Source organism: Pelomonas cellulosilytica, from assembly GCF_021353265.1.
Classification (GTDB): domain Bacteria; phylum Pseudomonadota; class Gammaproteobacteria; order Burkholderiales; family Burkholderiaceae_C; genus Pelomonas; species Pelomonas cellulosilytica.
Map to the genome: position 1 here is coordinate 17,157 of NZ_JAJTWU010000009.1, position 16,584 is coordinate 33,740.

Annotated in this window: 14 protein-coding genes, 1 tRNA gene and 1 other RNA gene; 7 read left to right on the plus strand and 9 right to left on the minus strand. The window is 69.9% G+C overall.

Features of this window, described 5'->3' with window-relative positions; all coding sequences use genetic code 11:
• From pdeM to LXT13_RS21095, 4 genes are read right to left on the minus strand one after another with little or no spacing between them, the layout of a single operon-like run.
• The gene (pdeM, locus tag LXT13_RS21080) at nt 1-660 is read right to left on the minus strand and encodes a ligase-associated DNA damage response endonuclease PdeM (protein ID WP_233374088.1); all 660 of its coding nucleotides are present in this window, start codon (nt 658-660) and stop codon (nt 1-3) included.
• Nucleotides 657-3,179: a ligase-associated DNA damage response DEXH box helicase gene (locus LXT13_RS21085; protein WP_233374095.1), complete on the minus strand. Its 2,523-nt coding sequence runs from the start codon at nt 3,177-3,179 to the stop codon at nt 657-659. The genes pdeM and LXT13_RS21085 overlap by 4 nt, the downstream gene beginning before the upstream one ends.
• Nucleotides 3,154-4,821, minus strand: a complete 1,668-nt coding sequence (locus tag LXT13_RS21090; protein WP_233374101.1) for an ATP-dependent DNA ligase — start codon at nt 4,819-4,821, stop codon at nt 3,154-3,156. The genes LXT13_RS21085 and LXT13_RS21090 overlap by 26 nt, the downstream gene beginning before the upstream one ends.
• Nucleotides 4,818-5,846, minus strand: a complete 1,029-nt coding sequence (locus LXT13_RS21095) for a ligase-associated DNA damage response exonuclease (RefSeq protein ID WP_233374113.1) — start codon at nt 5,844-5,846, stop codon at nt 4,818-4,820. The genes LXT13_RS21090 and LXT13_RS21095 overlap by 4 nt, the downstream gene beginning before the upstream one ends.
• Before the next feature lie 160 nt (nt 5,847-6,006).
• Here LXT13_RS21095 and LXT13_RS21100 point away from each other — a divergent pair.
• A tRNA-Met gene (locus tag LXT13_RS21100) sits at nt 6,007-6,083 on the plus strand.
• A 54-nt stretch (nt 6,084-6,137) separates the two neighbouring features.
• Here LXT13_RS21100 and LXT13_RS21105 read toward each other — a convergent pair.
• The gene (locus LXT13_RS21105; protein ID WP_233374119.1) at nt 6,138-7,082 is read right to left on the minus strand and encodes a GlxA family transcriptional regulator; all 945 of its coding nucleotides are present in this window, start codon (nt 7,080-7,082) and stop codon (nt 6,138-6,140) included.
• 109 nt (nt 7,083-7,191) lie between these two features.
• Between LXT13_RS21105 and LXT13_RS21110 the strand changes: the two genes are divergently transcribed.
• The 5 genes from LXT13_RS21110 (at nt 7,192) to LXT13_RS21130 (ending at nt 11,974) form a co-directional block, all read left to right on the plus strand.
• Nucleotides 7,192-7,980, plus strand: a complete 789-nt coding sequence (locus LXT13_RS21110) for an SDR family NAD(P)-dependent oxidoreductase (RefSeq protein ID WP_233374123.1) — start codon at nt 7,192-7,194, stop codon at nt 7,978-7,980.
• 45 nt (nt 7,981-8,025) lie between these two features.
• Nucleotides 8,026-8,562: a carboxymuconolactone decarboxylase family protein gene (locus LXT13_RS21115; RefSeq protein ID WP_233374129.1), complete on the plus strand. Its 537-nt coding sequence runs from the start codon at nt 8,026-8,028 to the stop codon at nt 8,560-8,562.
• 85 nt (nt 8,563-8,647) lie between these two features.
• The gene (locus tag LXT13_RS21120) at nt 8,648-9,244 is read left to right on the plus strand and encodes a YdeI/OmpD-associated family protein (RefSeq protein WP_233374136.1); all 597 of its coding nucleotides are present in this window, start codon (nt 8,648-8,650) and stop codon (nt 9,242-9,244) included.
• A 188-nt stretch (nt 9,245-9,432) separates the two neighbouring features.
• A complete protein-coding gene (locus tag LXT13_RS21125) occupies nt 9,433-9,576 on the plus strand; it encodes a hypothetical protein (RefSeq protein ID WP_233374138.1) in 144 nt (47 codons plus the stop codon).
• 1 nt (nt 9,577) lies between these two features.
• Entirely contained in the window at nt 9,578-11,974 is a 2,397-nt protein-coding gene (locus LXT13_RS21130; protein WP_233374144.1) for an ATP-binding protein, read from the plus strand.
• Nucleotides 11,975-11,995: 21 nt separating this feature from the next.
• Here LXT13_RS21130 and LXT13_RS21135 read toward each other — a convergent pair whose 3' ends face one another.
• The 3 genes from LXT13_RS21135 to rnpB form a co-directional block, all read right to left on the minus strand.
• Nucleotides 11,996-12,874 (minus strand): carbonic anhydrase, encoded by an 879-nt coding sequence (locus LXT13_RS21135; RefSeq protein WP_233374151.1) that lies wholly within the window; start codon nt 12,872-12,874, stop codon nt 11,996-11,998.
• Nucleotides 12,875-12,911: 37 nt separating this feature from the next.
• A complete protein-coding gene (locus LXT13_RS21140; RefSeq protein WP_233374158.1) occupies nt 12,912-14,129 on the minus strand; it encodes a multidrug effflux MFS transporter in 1,218 nt (405 codons plus the stop codon).
• Nucleotides 14,130-14,188: 59 nt separating this feature from the next.
• Nucleotides 14,189-14,514: RNase P RNA component class A (rnpB, locus tag LXT13_RS21145), an RNA gene on the minus strand.
• Nucleotides 14,515-14,618: 104 nt separating this feature from the next.
• Here rnpB and cysK point away from each other — a divergent pair.
• Complete coding sequence (cysK, locus tag LXT13_RS21150) at nt 14,619-15,536, plus strand: cysteine synthase A (RefSeq protein WP_233374169.1); 918 nt, start codon at nt 14,619-14,621, stop codon at nt 15,534-15,536.
• Between the two features lie 45 nt (nt 15,537-15,581).
• Here the strand turns inward: cysK and LXT13_RS21155 are convergent, their stop codons facing one another.
• Entirely contained in the window at nt 15,582-16,571 is a 990-nt protein-coding gene (locus LXT13_RS21155) for an FHA domain-containing protein (RefSeq protein ID WP_233374176.1), read from the minus strand.
• Between the last annotated feature and the right edge of the window lie 13 nt (nt 16,572-16,584).

Genomic DNA, 16,584 nt, shown 5'->3' on the forward strand with positions numbered 1-16,584 from the left:
TCAACCTGGCGGCGGCAGCCAGTGCAGCTCACCGTCGCCCAGCACAGCGATTCGAGCCCCCTCTCGCCCGAGGTCATGTCGCCGCAGCGTGAGCGCGCCCGTCAGGCCGCCGAACGCCGGTAGCACCAGCGCATGCCGGTAGTGCACGAAGCACGGCCTGCGCAAACGGTCGCCAGCACGCGTGCCCAGCGCCACGGCCGGATGCCAGTGGCCTGCCAGCGTGAAGCCAGGTGATCCGCTCGGGGGCGGCTCATGCGCCGCTGTCAGCGGGCCGAGCTGAAGCGCCGACGACACGGTTTCAAGCGGCAGGTCCGTCGGATGGATGCGCCGGTCGTGGTTGCCCAGTACGAGCACAGTCGGCAGCCGCTGTGCGAAACGAGTCACGGCATTCAGCAACGGCGCCACCAAACCTTGGGGCCCGTGCCAGAAGTCGCCCAGTATCACCAGCCGCCGCGCGCCAAGCGTCCCGGCCAAACCCTCCAGCCGCGCTAGCGTGCGGGCGCTGCTGCCGGCGGGCACCGGCTGCCCTTGTGCGCGGAAGGCCGCTCCCTTGCCCAGGTGCAGGTCGGCCGCGAACAGCGTGGCCGCCGCCGGCCACCACACGGCACCTTCCGGCAACAGCCACAGCGTCTCGCCGGCCACGTCGATGCTCAGGCTCACCGGCGCCTCCGCCGAGCGCGCGCGTCCCGGGGCCGCGGCGCTGCCTTGTCGCGCTCCTGGCCGAACGCCAGCCGCTCCCCCACGTCCTTTGGTGCCTGACCTCCTGCCGCCGCCTCCAGCTCGGCCAGCGCGCGCGTGAGCCGCTGGGCCAGCGACTCGGTCGTGACCCGCTCGCGCAGCATTTCCACGAACAGCGGAAACGCCAGCGGTGACATGCGCGCCGGCCGCTGGATCTGCAGCGGCAACGCGGCCAGTCGCGCCAGTGTCCGCGCGAGCGCGTCCACGTCCAGCTCGGCCGACAGCAGCTCCTCTTCCGCTTGCCTCAGCAGCCGGTTGCCCGGGTCGTGCTGGCGGAAGACGTCGAAGTACAGCGATGCCGAAGCCTGCAGCTGGCGCTGGCTGCGCACCTCTCCCGGATGACTCTGGAACACCAGTCCTGCGATGCGGGCGATCTGCCGGAAGCGGCGGCGTGCCAGTTCCGTCGCGTTGAGGCTGGCCAGTACCTCGTCGCGCAGCGTCGTGCGATCCACCGCGGCCAGCAGCGCCGGCAGCCGCTCGGCCCAGTCGACCTCGGTCGCGCTCAGCAGTTCCAGCCCGTAGTCGTTCACTGCCACGGTGAAGGTGGCGGGCGTCTCCCGGCCGACGCGCCAGGCCAGCAGCCAGCCCAGCCCCAGGTGCACCGTGCGGCCGGCGAACGGATAGAGGAACAGATGATGGCCGTCGGCCGAGGTCTGCACCTCGGCAAGCAGCCTGTCGGAGCCGGGCAGTGCCGACCAGTCGGCTTGCAGCTTCAGCAGCGGCGCGACGAAGCGCATCTCGCGGTCCGCGTGGCGGCCCTCACGCGCCTCGTCGAAGCGCTCCAGCATCGCGTCGGCCAGCGTATCGGAGATCGGGAACTGCCCGCCGTTCCAGCGCGGCAGCAGCGCGCGGCCCGGCTTGGCAACGCGCACATACGCCGTCAGGCCCTCGGTGCGTACCAACTCCAACGCGCGACCGCCCAGCAGGAAGACGTCGCCCGCCTTCAGCCGCGCAATGAAGTTCTCCTCGACGGTGGCGATGCGTCCGCCGCCGAGGAACTGCACGCTCATCACCGCGTCCGACACGATGGTGCCGATATTGCTGCGGTGCCGGCGCGCGAGGCGGGCATCTGGCACGCGCCAGACGCCCGCGTCGTCCGGCACCACACGCTGAAAGTCGGGGTATGCGCGCAGGCTCTCCCCGCCGTGACGTACGAAGGCCAGCGCCCACTGCCAGCTCTCGTCGGTCAGGCGGCGGTAGGACAGCGCGGTGCGCACCTCGGCCAGCAGCTCGTCGGGCGTGAAGCCACCGCCGAGGGCCACCGTGACGAGATGCTGCACCAGCACGTCCAGCGGCGCCTCGGGCGGCCGGCGCGGCTCGATGCGGCCGGCCTCGACCGCCGCGCGCAGCGCCGACGCTTCGACGATCTCCAAGCTGTGCGTCGGAACCAGGGTCACCCGCGACCGCCGTCCCGGCGCATGCCCGCTGCGGCCGGCGCGCTGCAGCAGCCGCGCGACGCCCTTGGCCGAGCCGATCTGCAGCACCTGCTCCACGGGCAGAAAGTCCACGCCCAGGTCCAGGCTCGCGGTGCAAACCACACACTTGAGCTGACCCGCCTTCATCGCTGCCTCGACCCAGCGCCGCAGCTCCGCGTCGATGGAACCGTGGTGCAGCGCGATCGTGCCGGCCCAATCGGGGCGCGCATCCAGCAGCGCCTGGAACCAGCGCTCGCTCTGCGAGCGCGTGTTCGTGAACACGAGGCTGCTGGCCGCCGTGTCGATCAACTCGACGACGGCCGGCAGCATCGTCAACCCCATGTGGCCGCCCCAGGCGAAGCGCTCGATGCGCGCGGGCAGCAGCGTCGCGATGTCGATCTTCTTGTCCTGTGCGCCGCGCACGATGACGGCGCCGGGCGCCAGCGTGTCGCAGGCTTCCTCCAGGTTGGCCAGCGTGGCCGACAGGCCCCAGGTCATCAGCGCTGGGTTCCAGCGGCGCAGCCGCACGAGCGCCAACTGCAGCTGCACGCCGCGCTTGGTGCCCAGAAGCTCGTGCCATTCATCGACGACGACGAGACGCACGCGTTTCAGCACGTCGGGCGCATCGGCACGGGCCAGCATCAGGCTCAGTGATTCCGGCGTCGTCACGATGGCTGTCGGCCAGCGGCGCTGCTGCGACGCTCGCTCGCCGGACGTCGTGTCGCCGGTGCGCGAGGCCAACGTCCAGCGTGGTGCGAGGGTCGAGGCAGCGTCCTGCAGCGCCAGCAGCGTGTCGTGGCTGAGCGCGCGCATCGGCGTCACCCACAGCACGCTGAGCGGCGCTTCGGCGTCGCCGAAGGCCTGCAACGCGCCCAGCCACACGGCCAGCGTCTTGCCGGCGCCCGTCGTCGCATGCAGCAGCCCGGAGTGGCCAGCGCGCATCTCGCGCCAGACGTTGCGCTGGAACGCGAAGGCCTTCCAGCCCCGCGCAGAGAGCCAGTCACGGACCTGCGTCGTCGACGGCATGCGAGCCGATCTCCATCAATGCGCGCAGGCTGTCGAGCGTGTCCGCCTCGTGCAGCGGCTTGTCGTCGCGGATCCGCAGCATGCGCGGGAAGCGCACGGCAATGCCGCTCTTGTGCCGCGAGCTGGCCTGGATGCCCTCGAAGCCCAGCTCGAACACCATCGTCGGCCGCACGCGGCGCACCGGGCCGAATTTCTCGACGGTCGTGCGGCGGATCTCGCGGTCCACCCGACGGATCTCTTCGTCGGTCAGGCCCGAATAGGCCTTGGCAAAGGGCACGAGCATCAGCTCGCCGGCCGTCGCATCCAGCGCTGCTTGTGCCTCTGCCGCATCGCCCGGCGCTCGGTTCCACACGGCGAAGCTGTAGTCGGTGTAGAGGTTGGCGCGCCGGCCATGGCCGGCCTGGGCGTAGATCAGCACGGCATCCACACTCAGCGGCGCCACCTTCCACTTCCACCAAGCGCCGACGGTGCGACCGATACCGTAGGCGGCGTCGCGGTGCTTCAGCATCAGGCCTTCGACACGGCGTTCGCGGGAGCCCTCGCGTACGGCGGCGAGTCCCGCCCAGTCCACCGCGGCGACCAGCGGCGAGGTCGCGATGCCCAGCTGCTCTAGCCGCGCACGGCGTTGATGCATCGGCTCGGCACGCCGGTCGATGCCATCGCTTTCGAGCAGGTCGTAAGCCAGCAGCCGCACCGGCGCCTCGGCCAGGATGGCCTTGGACAGCTTGAGCCGGCCGATGCGCTTCTGCAGCAGCGCGAAGGGTGCGGGCTCTGTCTCACCGTGGCGCCAGGCCAGCAGCTCGCCGTCGACGACCGTGCCGTCGGGCCAGGTGCTGGCCTCCAACAAGACCTCAGGAAAGCGCTCGGTCACCAACTCTTCGCCGCGCGACCAGATCCACACCTGGCCGTCCCGCTTGACCACCTGCGCGCGGATGCCGTCGTACTTCCACTCCGCCAGCCAGTCCTCGCGGGCGCCGAGCGCTGCCGGTTCGCCCGGCAGCGCGTGCGCCAGGAAGAACGGGTAGGGCTGGCCGCCGCGCGTGCCGCCCGTGTCTTCGCGCAGCAGCGCCTGGAAGCGCTCGGCCGTTGGCGGCGTGTCGATGTCGGTGTAGCCCATCATGCGTTGGGCGATGCCGGCGGCGTCCACGCCCGACCATTCGGCCAGCGCCCGCTGCACCAGCAGCTTGCTCACTCCCACGCGGAAGCCACCGCCGACCAGCTTCACGAACATGAATCGCTCATCCGCCGACAGGCCCCGCCACGCCGCCAGCACGGCGTCGCGACGCGCAGCCACGTCCAGCGCGCGCAGCGGCAGGATGCGTCGTTCCATCCAGTCGGCCAGCGGTTCGTCGAGCCGGTCCTCGGGGTCGGGCAGTACGTAGGCGATGGCCTCGGCCAGGTCGCCGGTCGCGGCATAGCCGGCCTCGAACAGCCATTCCGGCAGGCCGGCCGCCTCGCAGGCGAGCGCCCGCAGCTCGTTCGTCGGCACCGCTCTCCTTGGCGTGCCGCCGGCCAGCAGATAGACAGCCCAGGCGGCGTCGCGCGGCGGGGCTTCGGCCAGGTAGCGCTTCAACGCGGCCACCTTGGCGAGCGTCGACGTGCTGGCGTCCAGCGCCATGTAGAGCGCGACGAAGCCTTTCATGCCTCGGCCCCCACGTCGTGCGCCTCGTCGCCGTACTCTGTCGCGAAGGCCTCGGCCTGCAGGCCGGATTCGGCAAGGTAGCGCACCAACGCGCCCTCGTCGCCATGCGTGACGATGACGCGCTGCGCGCCGGTCGCCCGAATGGCCGACAGCAGGCCCGGCCAGTCCGCGTGGTCGCTGAACACGAAGCCGCGATCCACGCTGCGCCGGCGTCGTGCGCCGCGCAGACGCATCCAGCCGCTGGCGAAGGCGTCGCTGTGTGGGCCTAACGCCTTGGCCCAGCGGCTGTCCTGCACGGCCGGTGGCGCGATGACGAGCGCGCCGCGCATCGTCTTGAAGTTCGTGTCGGCCGTGACGGTCTCCACCGCCGGCAACGCAACGCCAGCAGCCCCGTAGGCTGCATTCAGGCGCGCGACAGCCGAATGGACGAGCACCGGCCCGGGCGCGTCGTCCGTCGCGAGCCCGGCGACGAGGCGCTGCGCCTTGCCGAGGCTGTAGCCCATCAGCAGCGCATGCTGGCCTTGCGCCGAGCAGTCGGCCCACCAGGCGCGCATGTCGTCCAGCACTTGGTTCTGTGGCGCCCAGCGGTAGATGGGCAGGCCGAAGGTGCTTTCGGTGACGAACACGTCGCAGCGTACCGGCTCGAACGGCGCGCAGGTCGTGTTGCAGTCGCCGGCACCACTGACGAAGTAGTCGCCCGCGACGACCCAGACCTCGCCGCTGTGCTCGATGCGCACCTGCGCCGAGCCCAGCACATGGCCGGCAGGATGCAGGCTCAGCGTCACGTCGCCGATGCGGCGCGGTTCGCCATAGCCGATTCCGTCGAGCGCAGCGTCGTCACCGAGCCGCGAGCGCATCAGCCCGAGGGCGTCGCGCTGTGCAAGGTAGCTGCCGTGGCCGGGGCGGCAATGGTCGGCGTGGGCGTGCGTGATGACGGCCTTGTCGACCGGCAGCCAGGGATCGATGAAGAAGCCGCCCGCCTCGCAGTAGAGGCCCTCGGGGCGGCGCGTGACCAGATCGGGCATGGCCGCCAGTGTGCCCAAGGCCGCGCGTCCCGGCGGGGCGAGAGGGCGTTTTGCGCTTCAGGCCGACGACCTGCGCAGGTGCGGGCTGACAGGCTTTTTCAGCGCACACCCTCGGCATTTGCCAACCGCGCCAAATGTCGTATATACTGCTAGCTTCAGTCGCGGGGTGGAGCAGTCTGGTAGCTCGTTGGGCTCATAACCCAAAGGTCGTCGGTTCAAATCCGGCCCCCGCAACCAAAATTCGGCAAAGCCCGCCTCAAGCGGGCTTTGTCCTTTCTGGCCCTCGCAGCCTCAGGGCTCTCGCGCCTGCCGGCGTGTTGACTGCGGGGATACGCCCAGGCGCCGCACATAGACCTCGCGCAGGTGACGGCGATCCCTGAAGCCGGTTTCGCGGGCGACGATTTCCAGCGAATGGCGGCTCTGCTCGATCATGAGCCGTGCCGCCTCCAGCCGCAGTGCCTCCACGGCCTTGGCCGGTGACACACCCGTCTCGGCTGTGAAAACGCGGCTGAACTGGCGCGGGCTCAGCGCGGCCACCTCGGCCAGTTCCTCCACGCTCAACGGGTTCGTCAGGTGGCCTTTGGCGTAAGCCAGCGCGGACTGGATGCGGTCGGTCTTGGGGGCGATCTCCAGCAGCTCCGAATGCTGCGTCTGCCCGCCGGCGCGCCATTGCGGCATGACGAGGTTCCTCGCCACGGTGCGGGCGATGTCGGCCCCCAGGTCTTTCTCGACCATGGCCAGCGCTAGGTCGTAGGCGGCCGACATGCCGGCCGACGTCCAAACGCCATCGTCGACGATGAAGATGCGGTCGGGTTCGACGACGACGTCGGGATAGCGGGCCTGCAGCGTCTGGGCATGGCCCCAATGCGTCGTGGCGCGGCGGCCGTCGAGCAGGCCCGACTCGGCCAGCACGAAGGCGCCGGTGCACAGGCCGACGACCCGCCGGGCGTGGCGCGCGGCCCGCCGAAGCAAGGCCCGCAGTGCCGGTGAGGGCGGCGCCTGCAGCGGCTCCAGCACGCCGGGCACTAGCCAGCTGTCGATGCGCCGTGCCTGCGCGACGGGTTGCGTTTGCAGTTCGAGGCCCGACGACGAGCGAACGACGCCGCCCGCCTCGCTGTAGCAGGACAGCTCGTAGAAAGGTGCTGCCGCCACGAGGTTCGCGAACTCGAACACGGCTTGCGTCGACAACGCCATCAGCTGGAACCCATCGGTCAGCACATAGCCGATCTTGTGCATCCGCCACCTCCAAGAGTCGTGTCTTAAAACATGACTGTATACGTCATTTACGCCATGGCGACGCCCCCGGAAGATGCCTGCACCACAACGCGTTTTGCAGGAAATCTCCATGACCAAGCACCTCGGTACCGCACTCATCACCGGCGCTTCCTCGGGCATCGGCGCCATCTACGCCGAGCGGCTGGCTCGTCGCGGCTATGACCTCATCCTTGTCGCACGCGACCGCCAGCGTCTTGTCGAGCAGGCTTCGCAGCTCAGCGCGCAGACCGGGCGGGCCGTGGAGGTGCTGGCGGCCGATCTCGGCAACGCCACTGACCTCGCGCGGGTGGAGGCCAAGCTGGCCTCGGACGCCAGCATCACGCTGCTCGTCAACAACGCCGGCACCGGCACGCACACGCCGCTGTTGGAAAGCGATGTCGAGCAGATGACACGCATGGTGGCGCTGAACGTGACGGCGCTGATGCGCCTGACCTACGCCGTCGCCCCTGCCTTCGTGTCGCGCGGGAAGGGCGCCTTCATCAACATCTCGTCCATCGTCAGTCTCGCGCCGGAAATCCTCAATGGCGTCTACGGCGGCACCAAGGCCTTCGTGACGGCATTCAGCCAGTCGCTGCATCACGAGCTGGGTGCCAAGGGCGTGCAGGTGCAGGCCGTGCTGCCGGGCGCGACGGCCACCGAGTTCTGGGCCAAGGGCGGACTGCCGGTGGAGCACCTGCCGCAGGCGATCGTCATGAAGGCGTCCGACATGGTGGACGCTGCGCTGGTCGGCTTCGACCGGCGCGAGCTGATCACCGTGCCATCGCTGCACGACGACGCGCCGCTGCGCGCCTACGAGGCGGCTCGCCAGCAGATGGCCGCCCAGCTGTCCAGCGACAGGCCGGCGCCGCGCTACCTGTGAGCCCGCACGCTGCCGAGATTTGAACACTCACGTCAAGGAGTCACCATGTCCCGTATTCCGCTGATCCCCCCCGAGCAACTCTCCAACGCCGCCACCGAGCTGTTCGCCCAGGTGCGCAAGGGTCTCGGCAAGCTGCCCAACGCCTACGCAACGATCGGCGGCCACAGCCCCGGCGCGCTGGCCGTGCTGCTGGGCGCCGACGCGGCGCTCGGCAAGGGCGCGCTCGGCCGCGCGGACATCGAGGCCATCCGGCTCGCCATCAGCGAGATCAATGGCTGCGACTACTGCGTGGCCGCGCACAGCGCAGTCGGCAAGCTCGTGGGCCTGTCGCCCGAGGCGATGCGGCAGATCCGCACCGGCGAGTCCACCGGCGAGCCCCGGCTCGACGCGCTGGTGCGCTTCGTGCGCACGGTCGACGGCACGCGCGGTACCGTGCCAACCCCAGTGCTGGACGCCGTCGTCGCGGCGGGCTACACGCACCAGCACGTCATCGAGGCGCTGCTGGTGGTGTCGATGATCACGTTCACCAACCTCGTGAATCGCGTCAACGACACCGAGCTGGACTTTCCCCGCCCGGCCTGAGTCGACCCCGAGCTCGGCGCGGCCGACATCCAGCGTCTGAGCAGGGGTCTGGCCATGACCGCGAAGCCGGGTGCGACACTGCGTCATGGCCCCGATCCTCGTCAACCCCGATAAGGTCCGCGAGTTCGTTGACGAAGCGAGCTTCGAGGCGTGGCTGACCGCGCACCACGACCGGGAGGACGAGGTGTGGATCAAGATGCACAAGGTGGGCTCCGGCCGGCCGTGCATCTCTCAGAAGCAGGCCATCGACGTCGTGCTGTGCTGGGGCTGGATCGACGGCCTGCGCAAGCGGCTTGACGAGGACAGCTTCCTGCTGCGTTTCACGCCGCGCCGCCCGCGCAGCGTCTGGAGCCAGGTCAACGTGGCCAACGTCGTGCGGCTCGTTGCGGCGGGCCGCATGACGCCGCACGGTCTGCGCGAGGTCGAGGCTGCCAAGGCCGATGGCCGCTGGGCACGGGCCTATGCTGCCGGCGAGGGCATGAAGATACCGGACGACCTGCAGGCCGCCATCGACGCCGAGCCCGCCGCACGCGACATGCTGGCCCGGCTCAACGCCAAGAACCGCTTCGCGCTGGCGTTCCGCGTGCACCACATGAAGACTGAGGCGGGGCGCCGGCGCAAGATCGCCACCTTCGTCGAGATGCTCAAGCGCGGCGAGACGATCTACCCGCAGAAGCTGTAGCGCCGCGCGCACGCCTGCGGGCTGTCTGTCGGTGTTTTGCCGCACAAATCACGCTGGCGGGCCGTGGTCCCGGCCCACAGAATGGGGGGGCAGTCCAGTTCTTGCCGAGAATTCCAGCAGGCGGTCACAGCCCGGGCGACGCCACCGAACCAGCCCCGGCAGACCGCCGCTTCCCATCAAGGCGGATCATGAAATTCCTGACCCACATGCGCATCGGGCCACGCCCGGCCGCCGACTTGGCCGAGGCCATCGCAGTCGATGGTGTCGCCATGGGCGTGTGCCTTGATCTGCTCCGCGCCGGGATGCCGGCCTCACCAGTTGCGGGGCCCTGACGTGTCCGCCACCTCTGCCGGCCCCGCGCCCGGGCAGACGCTGCCGCCCCGGCCGCCCGACACGCGGCCCGGCCGGCGGCCTTCGACGTCGCTGTTCGCTGCGCTTGCGCTGGGCGCCTGCATCGGGCTGTTGGTGCCGGCGCTCATCGTCGGCGGGCTGTCCATCGGGCTGCGTGAGTCGCAGGTCGCGGAGCAAGACCTGCAGCGCGACCTGGACGCCAAGCTGGACGTGCTGGCCAGCAGCCTGCCGGAGCTGTTGTGGAACCTGGACGCTGTTGCCGCGCGCGAGGTCGTGTCGGCCATCGTCAAATCGCCCGAGGTCGTGCGCGTCACCGTCAGCGACGCGTCGCAGGGCCTGCCGTTCATCGAGAACCAGCTGCCCGAGCGCCGCCTGGGCCAGACGCTAACCGGCGAGCGCGACATCCTCCGCGGCGCCACCCGCATCGGCCACATCCAGATCGAGATAGACGACCACCTCAGCAAGGCGGCGCTGTCCCGCCAGCGCTGGCTGTATGGCGCGACGGTCGGCGGCCAGCTGCTGGTCTCATTGGCGCTGGTGCTGTGGTTGCTGAACTCGCGCCTGTTCCGGCCTTTGCGCGAGCTGGGCGGCTTTGCCAACGATCTCGCGCAGGGGCGTTTCAGCGCGAAGCTGCAGCATCGGGGGGAGGACGAGATCGGCCAGCTCGGCAGCCACCTGGAGCACATGCGCGATGCGTTGCAGCAGCAGTTCGACGCGCAGCGCAGCCTCATCGAACGATTGAGGGGTATGGCCGAGACGGTGCCCGGAGTCGTCTACCAACTGCGGCTGGCCGGCAATGGCGAGTTCAGCTTCGCCTACGTCAGCGAGGCCATCCGCGAGTACTTCCCACTCGGCAGCGCAGCGCTGGGGCGCAGCGCTTCGCCCTGGTTCGAGTGCATGCACCCGGGCGACCGTGCCGCCGTGCGCGAGAGCCTGCTCGCCTCGGCGCGCACGCAAAGCCCGTGGCAGCAGGAGTTCCGCACGCCGCAGGCCGATGGCGCCGAGCGCTGGATCTACGGCAACGCCATCCCGCAGCGCGAGGCTGACGGCAGCGTGCTGTGGCATGGCTTCCTGACCGACATCTCGCGCGAGCGCCGCGATGCGCTGGAGCTGGAGCGCTACCGCCATCATCTGGAGGAGCTCGTGGAGGCGCGCACCGCCGAGCTGGCCGAGGCCACCCAGGCTGCGCAGGCGGCCAGTCTGGCCAAGAGCGCCTTTCTGGCCAACATGAGCCACGAGATCCGCACGCCGATGAACGCCATCATCGGCCTGACCTATCTCGCGCAGAGCGACACGGTGGAACCGGCACAGCAGCTGCGGCTGCAGAAGGTGGCCAACGCGGCCGAGCATCTGCTCAGCGTCATCAACAACGTGCTGGACTTCTCCAAGATCGAGGCCGGCAAGGTGCAGCTTGAGCACCGGCCGTTCACGCTCGACGAGGTGCTCGACAACATCGCCAACATGACGACGCAAGCTGCCGCGGCCAAGCATCTGCGCGTGGACACCGACGTCGCCGCCGAGCTGTCGGGCCGCGTGCTGCTGGGTGACCCGCAGCGCATCGCCGAGGTGCTGCTGAACTTTGCCGGCAACGCGGTCAAGTTCACCGAGAGCGGCTTCGTGCGCCTCGCCGTGGAACTGGACGGTGTCCCCACGGCGGGCGGCATGCGGCTGCCCCTGCGATTCGAGGTGCAGGACAGCGGCATCGGCATCGCGTCCGAGGCGCAGGCGCGGCTGTTCCGCGATTTCGAGCAGGCCGACAGCTCGACGACGCGCCGCTACGGCGGCACGGGCCTGGGCTTGGCCATCTGCCGGCGGCTGGCCGAGCTGATGGGCGGACGTGTCGGCGTGCAGAGCGTGCTGGGCAGCGGCAGCACCTTCTGGTTTGCGCTGAACGTCGATGCTTCGCCGGAGCACCAGGCGCCGCCGGCCGCACCGCCGCGGCCGCATTCGGTGCGCGATCGTCTGGCCGAGCTGGCGCGTAGCCAGCCGTGTCGCATCCTGCTGGCCGAGGACAACGCGGTGAACCAGGAAGTCGCTGTCGCGCTGATCGGCAGCGCCGGGCTGACGGTGGACGTGGCCTCGGACGGCCAGCAGGCCGTCGACATGGTGCAGAACGGCGGCTATGCCCTCGTGCTGATGGACGTGCAGATGCCCGTCATGGACGGTCTGGACGCGACGCGTGCGATCCGCCGGCTGCCGCAGGGCGCCGGGCTGCCCATCCTCGCGATGACGGCCAATGCCTTCGACGACGAGCGCCAGCGCTGCCTGGACGCCGGCATGGATGACCACGTCGCCAAGCCCGTCGTTGCCGAGCAGCTGTTCCTGACGCTGTACGAATGGCTGTCCGGCCAGCGCTGGTCGGGCGCAGGCAGCAGTTGAGGCCGGACGGCCCGCTTTCGCCTACTGGCTTTCCTTGATGAGCCGTCCCGAGCCGGCCTGCAGCGGCCGCGCGTTCATCGGGTAGAGACGGGCGAAGACGGCGATCTGCTGCGCCGTCAGCGGCACGGGCTCTCGCATCACCATCCACAGCACGCCTTCACTGCAGGGCGGCGTCGTCAACGACCCCATGTAGGTGTAGTACCCCCGGTCGGTGGGCAGCAACTGGTTCAGGTCGATCTGCGCCTGCGCCTGAAGCGCCTCGCCCTTCTCCAGTGGCAGGTTGGCCCAGACGGTCTGCAGCACGGGCTGGGGCTTTTCGTCCGGCCCGCGCGACAGCAGCACGGCGACGACGGCGAGCTTGCCTGCCGAATCCTTGTGCACCAGGTGGGCCACCATGTCGAACTGCCGGCCGTTGACACGCTCCTCGCTCGGGCGATGGAAGTGGAACTGCACCAGCTCGTAGCGCTTGCCCATCACCGTGAGCCCGTTGCCCGCGGCGACGTTGACCTGCACCGTGTGGCCGTTGTCCAGCACCGAGAAGCTGCTGGCGTGGTAGTCGAAGGTGATCTTCTCCAGGTCGACAGCGATGCCGTCGCGGATGTCGATGGGGCTCTGCCGCGTGCCGACGGCGCACACCTTGTTCTCGGGCGCGAGCTCGGCCCAATGTTCGGGGCCGATGTCGCCCGTGTAGCCCCAGTGGGCTGCCTTGGCGTGTTCGTCGGCCTTGGCCGGGCGCGGGGCGCGGGGCGCGGTCTTGGCCGTGGCGGTGCCGCTCGGCTGGGTGGCCAGGCGCTCGGCCAGGCGCTGGCGCAGCTGGTCGACCGGCTCCCGGGCCTCCTGGGCCTGCGCGGCCAGCACGAGCAGGCCGGCGGCCACGATCAACGATGGCTTCGTCTTCATCCCCGGGATTTTCGGCTGGCGCGGCGCCAGCTTGAGCTCAACCTGCCGGCGTCGCCACGCCGCGCCGCACACCGTACCAGGCGACGAAGCCGACGAGCATCAGCCCGGCCGACGCCAGCGCCAGCCCGATCGTGGAGTGCATGACCAGCGGCACCAGCACGCCGGCCACCAGGCCGTTGGCCGCCGAGCCGATGCAGGCCTGCAGCGACGAGGCCATGCCGCGACGCTCGGGTGCCTGGTCCAGCACGAGCAGCGTGACGACCGGCACCATGACCGCCCAGCCGAAGGAGAACAAGCCGATCAGCGGCAGCGCCCAGAACGCGCTCAGCGGCGCGACCAGGTTCAGCGCCACGTTGACGACGGACACCGCGCCCATGATGCGGAAGCCCCGCATGATCTGGCGCTGCGGCGACATCTTGCCGGCGAGCCGGCCGCTGACCGCCGCCCCGGCCATGATGCCGCCGATGGTGCACAGGAAGAACCAGAAGAACTGCTGCGGCTCGAAGTGCAAGTGCTCACCCAGGAACACCGGCGTGGCCAGCACGTAGAGGAACATGCCGTTGAACGGCACACCGCTGGCCAGCACCAGCATCATGAAGCGCCGGCTGCTGCACAGCCGCCAGTACTCGCGCATCAGCGCGCCGACGTGGAACGGTTGCGCCAGGCCGGGGTGCAGCGTCTCGGGCAGCAGCCGCCAGTTCGAAATGAACAGCGCCGTGCCGACGAGCGTCAGGAACCAGAAGATCGAATGCCAGTCGGCATGCACGAACAGGAAGCCGCCCACCATCGGCGCGATGGCCGGCGCGACGCCGAAGAACAGCGTTACCTGCGACATCACGCGCTGCGCGTCGGCCGGCGGGAACATGTCGCGGATGATGGCGCGCGACACGACGATGCCGGCACCGGCCGACATGCCCTGCACTGTGCGCCAGAAGACGAGTTGCCCCACCGAGGCGGCGAGTGCGCAGCCCACACTCGCCGCCGTGAAGATGGCCAGCCCGATGAGCACGACCGGCCGGCGGCCGAAGCAGTCCGACAGCGCGCCGTGGAAAAGGTTCATCACGGCGAAGCCCAGCAGGTAGCTCGACAGTGTCTGCTGCATCTGCACTGGGGTGGCGTCCAGCGCACGCGCGATGCCGGAGAAGGCCGGCAGGTAGGTGTCGATGGAGAAGGGGCCCACCATCGCCAGGCAGGCCAGCAGCACGGCCAGGGCCCAGCGGGGCGCGCGCCAGAGTCGGCTGGCGTCAGGGTTCATCGAGGATCTCGGGATAAAGCGGCAGTCTATCGACGCCCGTGTTCGCCTGTCGAAAGAAAGAGTGAAGCAAGCCGATAGGCCGGATTCTGTGACGCCCCTTGCGGAGCGTTGACCGCCATTCCTCTGGGCCGGACATCACTGCCCGGCTCGGTGCCACCTACCCGCCAGCTCTGCGAGCCGCATCAACGCTGGCCTACTTGGTGTTGCTGCGCGTAGAGATTGCCCGTTTCACCTCAGCTGGGCGAACCCACCTGAACTCGTCTCTGTTGCTCTGATCCTCGGCTTACGCCGGGCGGCCGTTAGCCGCTACGCTGCTCTGTGCAGTCCGGACCTTCCTCCAGGGCCTCGTTTCCGAGCTTGCCCCAGCGGCGGTCTGGCTTGCTTCACGGACGCATTATCGCGTCAGGCGGGCCGGCAAGTCGCCACGCCGGCCGGGTGCGCCGCGGGCTGGCAAACTGCAGGTCTCCCCCCCCAGCCAGGAGCCCCTCGATGAAAGCCGCCAGCGTCCTCGACACCATTGGCAACACGCCCCACATCCGACTGCAGCGCCTCTTCGGCGGCGCTGAGGTCTGGGTCAAGTCCGAGCGCAGCAACCCGGGCGGATCGATCAAGGACCGCATCGCGCTGGCGATGATCGAGGCCGCCGAGGCGAGCGGGCAGCTCAAGCCGGGCGGCACCATCGTCGAGCCGACTTCCGGCAACACCGGCGTGGGCCTGGCCATGGTGGCCGCCGTCAAGGGCTACAAGCTCATCCTCGTCATGCCCGACAGCATGAGCATCGAGCGCCGCCGCCTGATGCTGGCCTACGGCGCCAGCTTCGACCTGACGCCGCGCGAGAAGGGCATGAAGGGTGCCATCGCCCGAGCGAAGGAGCTGGTGGAGCAGCACCCGGGCTCGTGGATGCCGCAGCAGTTCGAGAACGCCGCCAACCCGGCCGTGCACGTGAAGACGACGGCGCAGGAGATCCTTCGCGACTTCCCCGAGGGCCTGGACGCGCTGATCACCGGCGTGGGCACCGGCGGCCACATCACCGGCTGCGCACAGGTGCTCAAGGCGGCCTGGCCGCAGCTGAAGGTCTACGCCGTCGAGCCAACGGCCTCGCCCGTCATCAGCGGCGGCCAGCCCAGCCCGCATCCCATCCAGGGCATCGGTGCCGGCTTCATCCCGGCGGTGCTGGACACGGCTTCGCTCGACGGCGTCATCCAGGTCGAGGCCGAGGCGGCACGCGAATTCGCCCGCCGATGCGCCCGCGAGGAAGGCCTGCTCGTCGGCATTTCCAGCGGCGCCACGCTCGCGGCCATTGCACAGAAGCTACCCGACCTGCCGGCTAACGCCCGCGTGCTGGGCTTCAACTACGACACCGGCGAACGCTACCTGTCGGTCGACGGCTTCCTTCCCCAAGCCTGACAGTCGACCGTCGACGTATCGCAACTCCCTAGGGGGAGGGCACTTTCACTCGCCCCCTGCGTCGTCGGGGTCGAAACCGTCGTTGTCCTTGCGCGCCTGGCGGGCTAGTTCCGCCTTCAGCGGCTTCAGCGACTCGATGAGGTCCTCCGGCGGATGTGCCCGGGCCATGCGCAGTGCGGGCGGCGGCAGGGCCGCGAGGTAGGACGGCCCGAAGACATGCTGCTGCTCCTGCCGGCCCGCCACCTGCAGGCCCAGTCCCAGCAGCAGCATTGCCGCGATGCCGATGTTCAGCGTGCGCTGGGCGCCGGGCCACACGAGCCGCGCATGCCAGGCGACGAGCGCCGCGCTCGCGAGCGGCAGTGTCAGCCCGTCCAGCGCCATCAGGCGCGGCCATGACAGCGCATAGGCGACGGCGGGCAGCAGCCAGTCCAGCACCTGCAGCACGACGAGCACGACCAGCGCGCGGCGCAAGTGGGTCGCGAACGGGAAGCGGTGCTGGAACAGCTTGCTCGCTAGTGACCACAGCCCTGCCCAGCCCAGCACGAAGGCAAGCGGCCCCAGCAGCGGCGCGGCGTAGCTGATCCAGCGCGTGTCGGGGTCGCTCTGACTCCAGTGGTCCACCCACTGGAAGAACAGCATGGACAGCAACAGCAGCGGCAGCAGCGCCCAGTGGCGCGTGGGATGCACGATGAGCGCCTGCTCGGGGGGCAGCACGTCGGCGCTGGTGCGCAGGCGCAGCGGGCAGCCGGCCAGCTGGAAGGCGCCGCTGGCGGGCAGCACCGCCGCGGCTCCAGATGCCAGCCGCTTGCCGGCCACGCTGCCGCCGTTGCGGCTGTCCAGCAGCTTGAGCTGCACGCGGCCTTCGGGCGTGAACTGCAGCTCCGCATGCTCGGCGGCGAGGTGGGGGTCGTCCAGCACGATGTCGCAGGCCGGCGAACGGCCGATGCGTACCGGCCAGCCCGTTACGCGCTGCATCAGTGCCACTCGGCCATCGGGGCCCAGCAGCTCGACGACGGCGGCGTCCGGGGCGTTCACGGAGGTGTCCGCG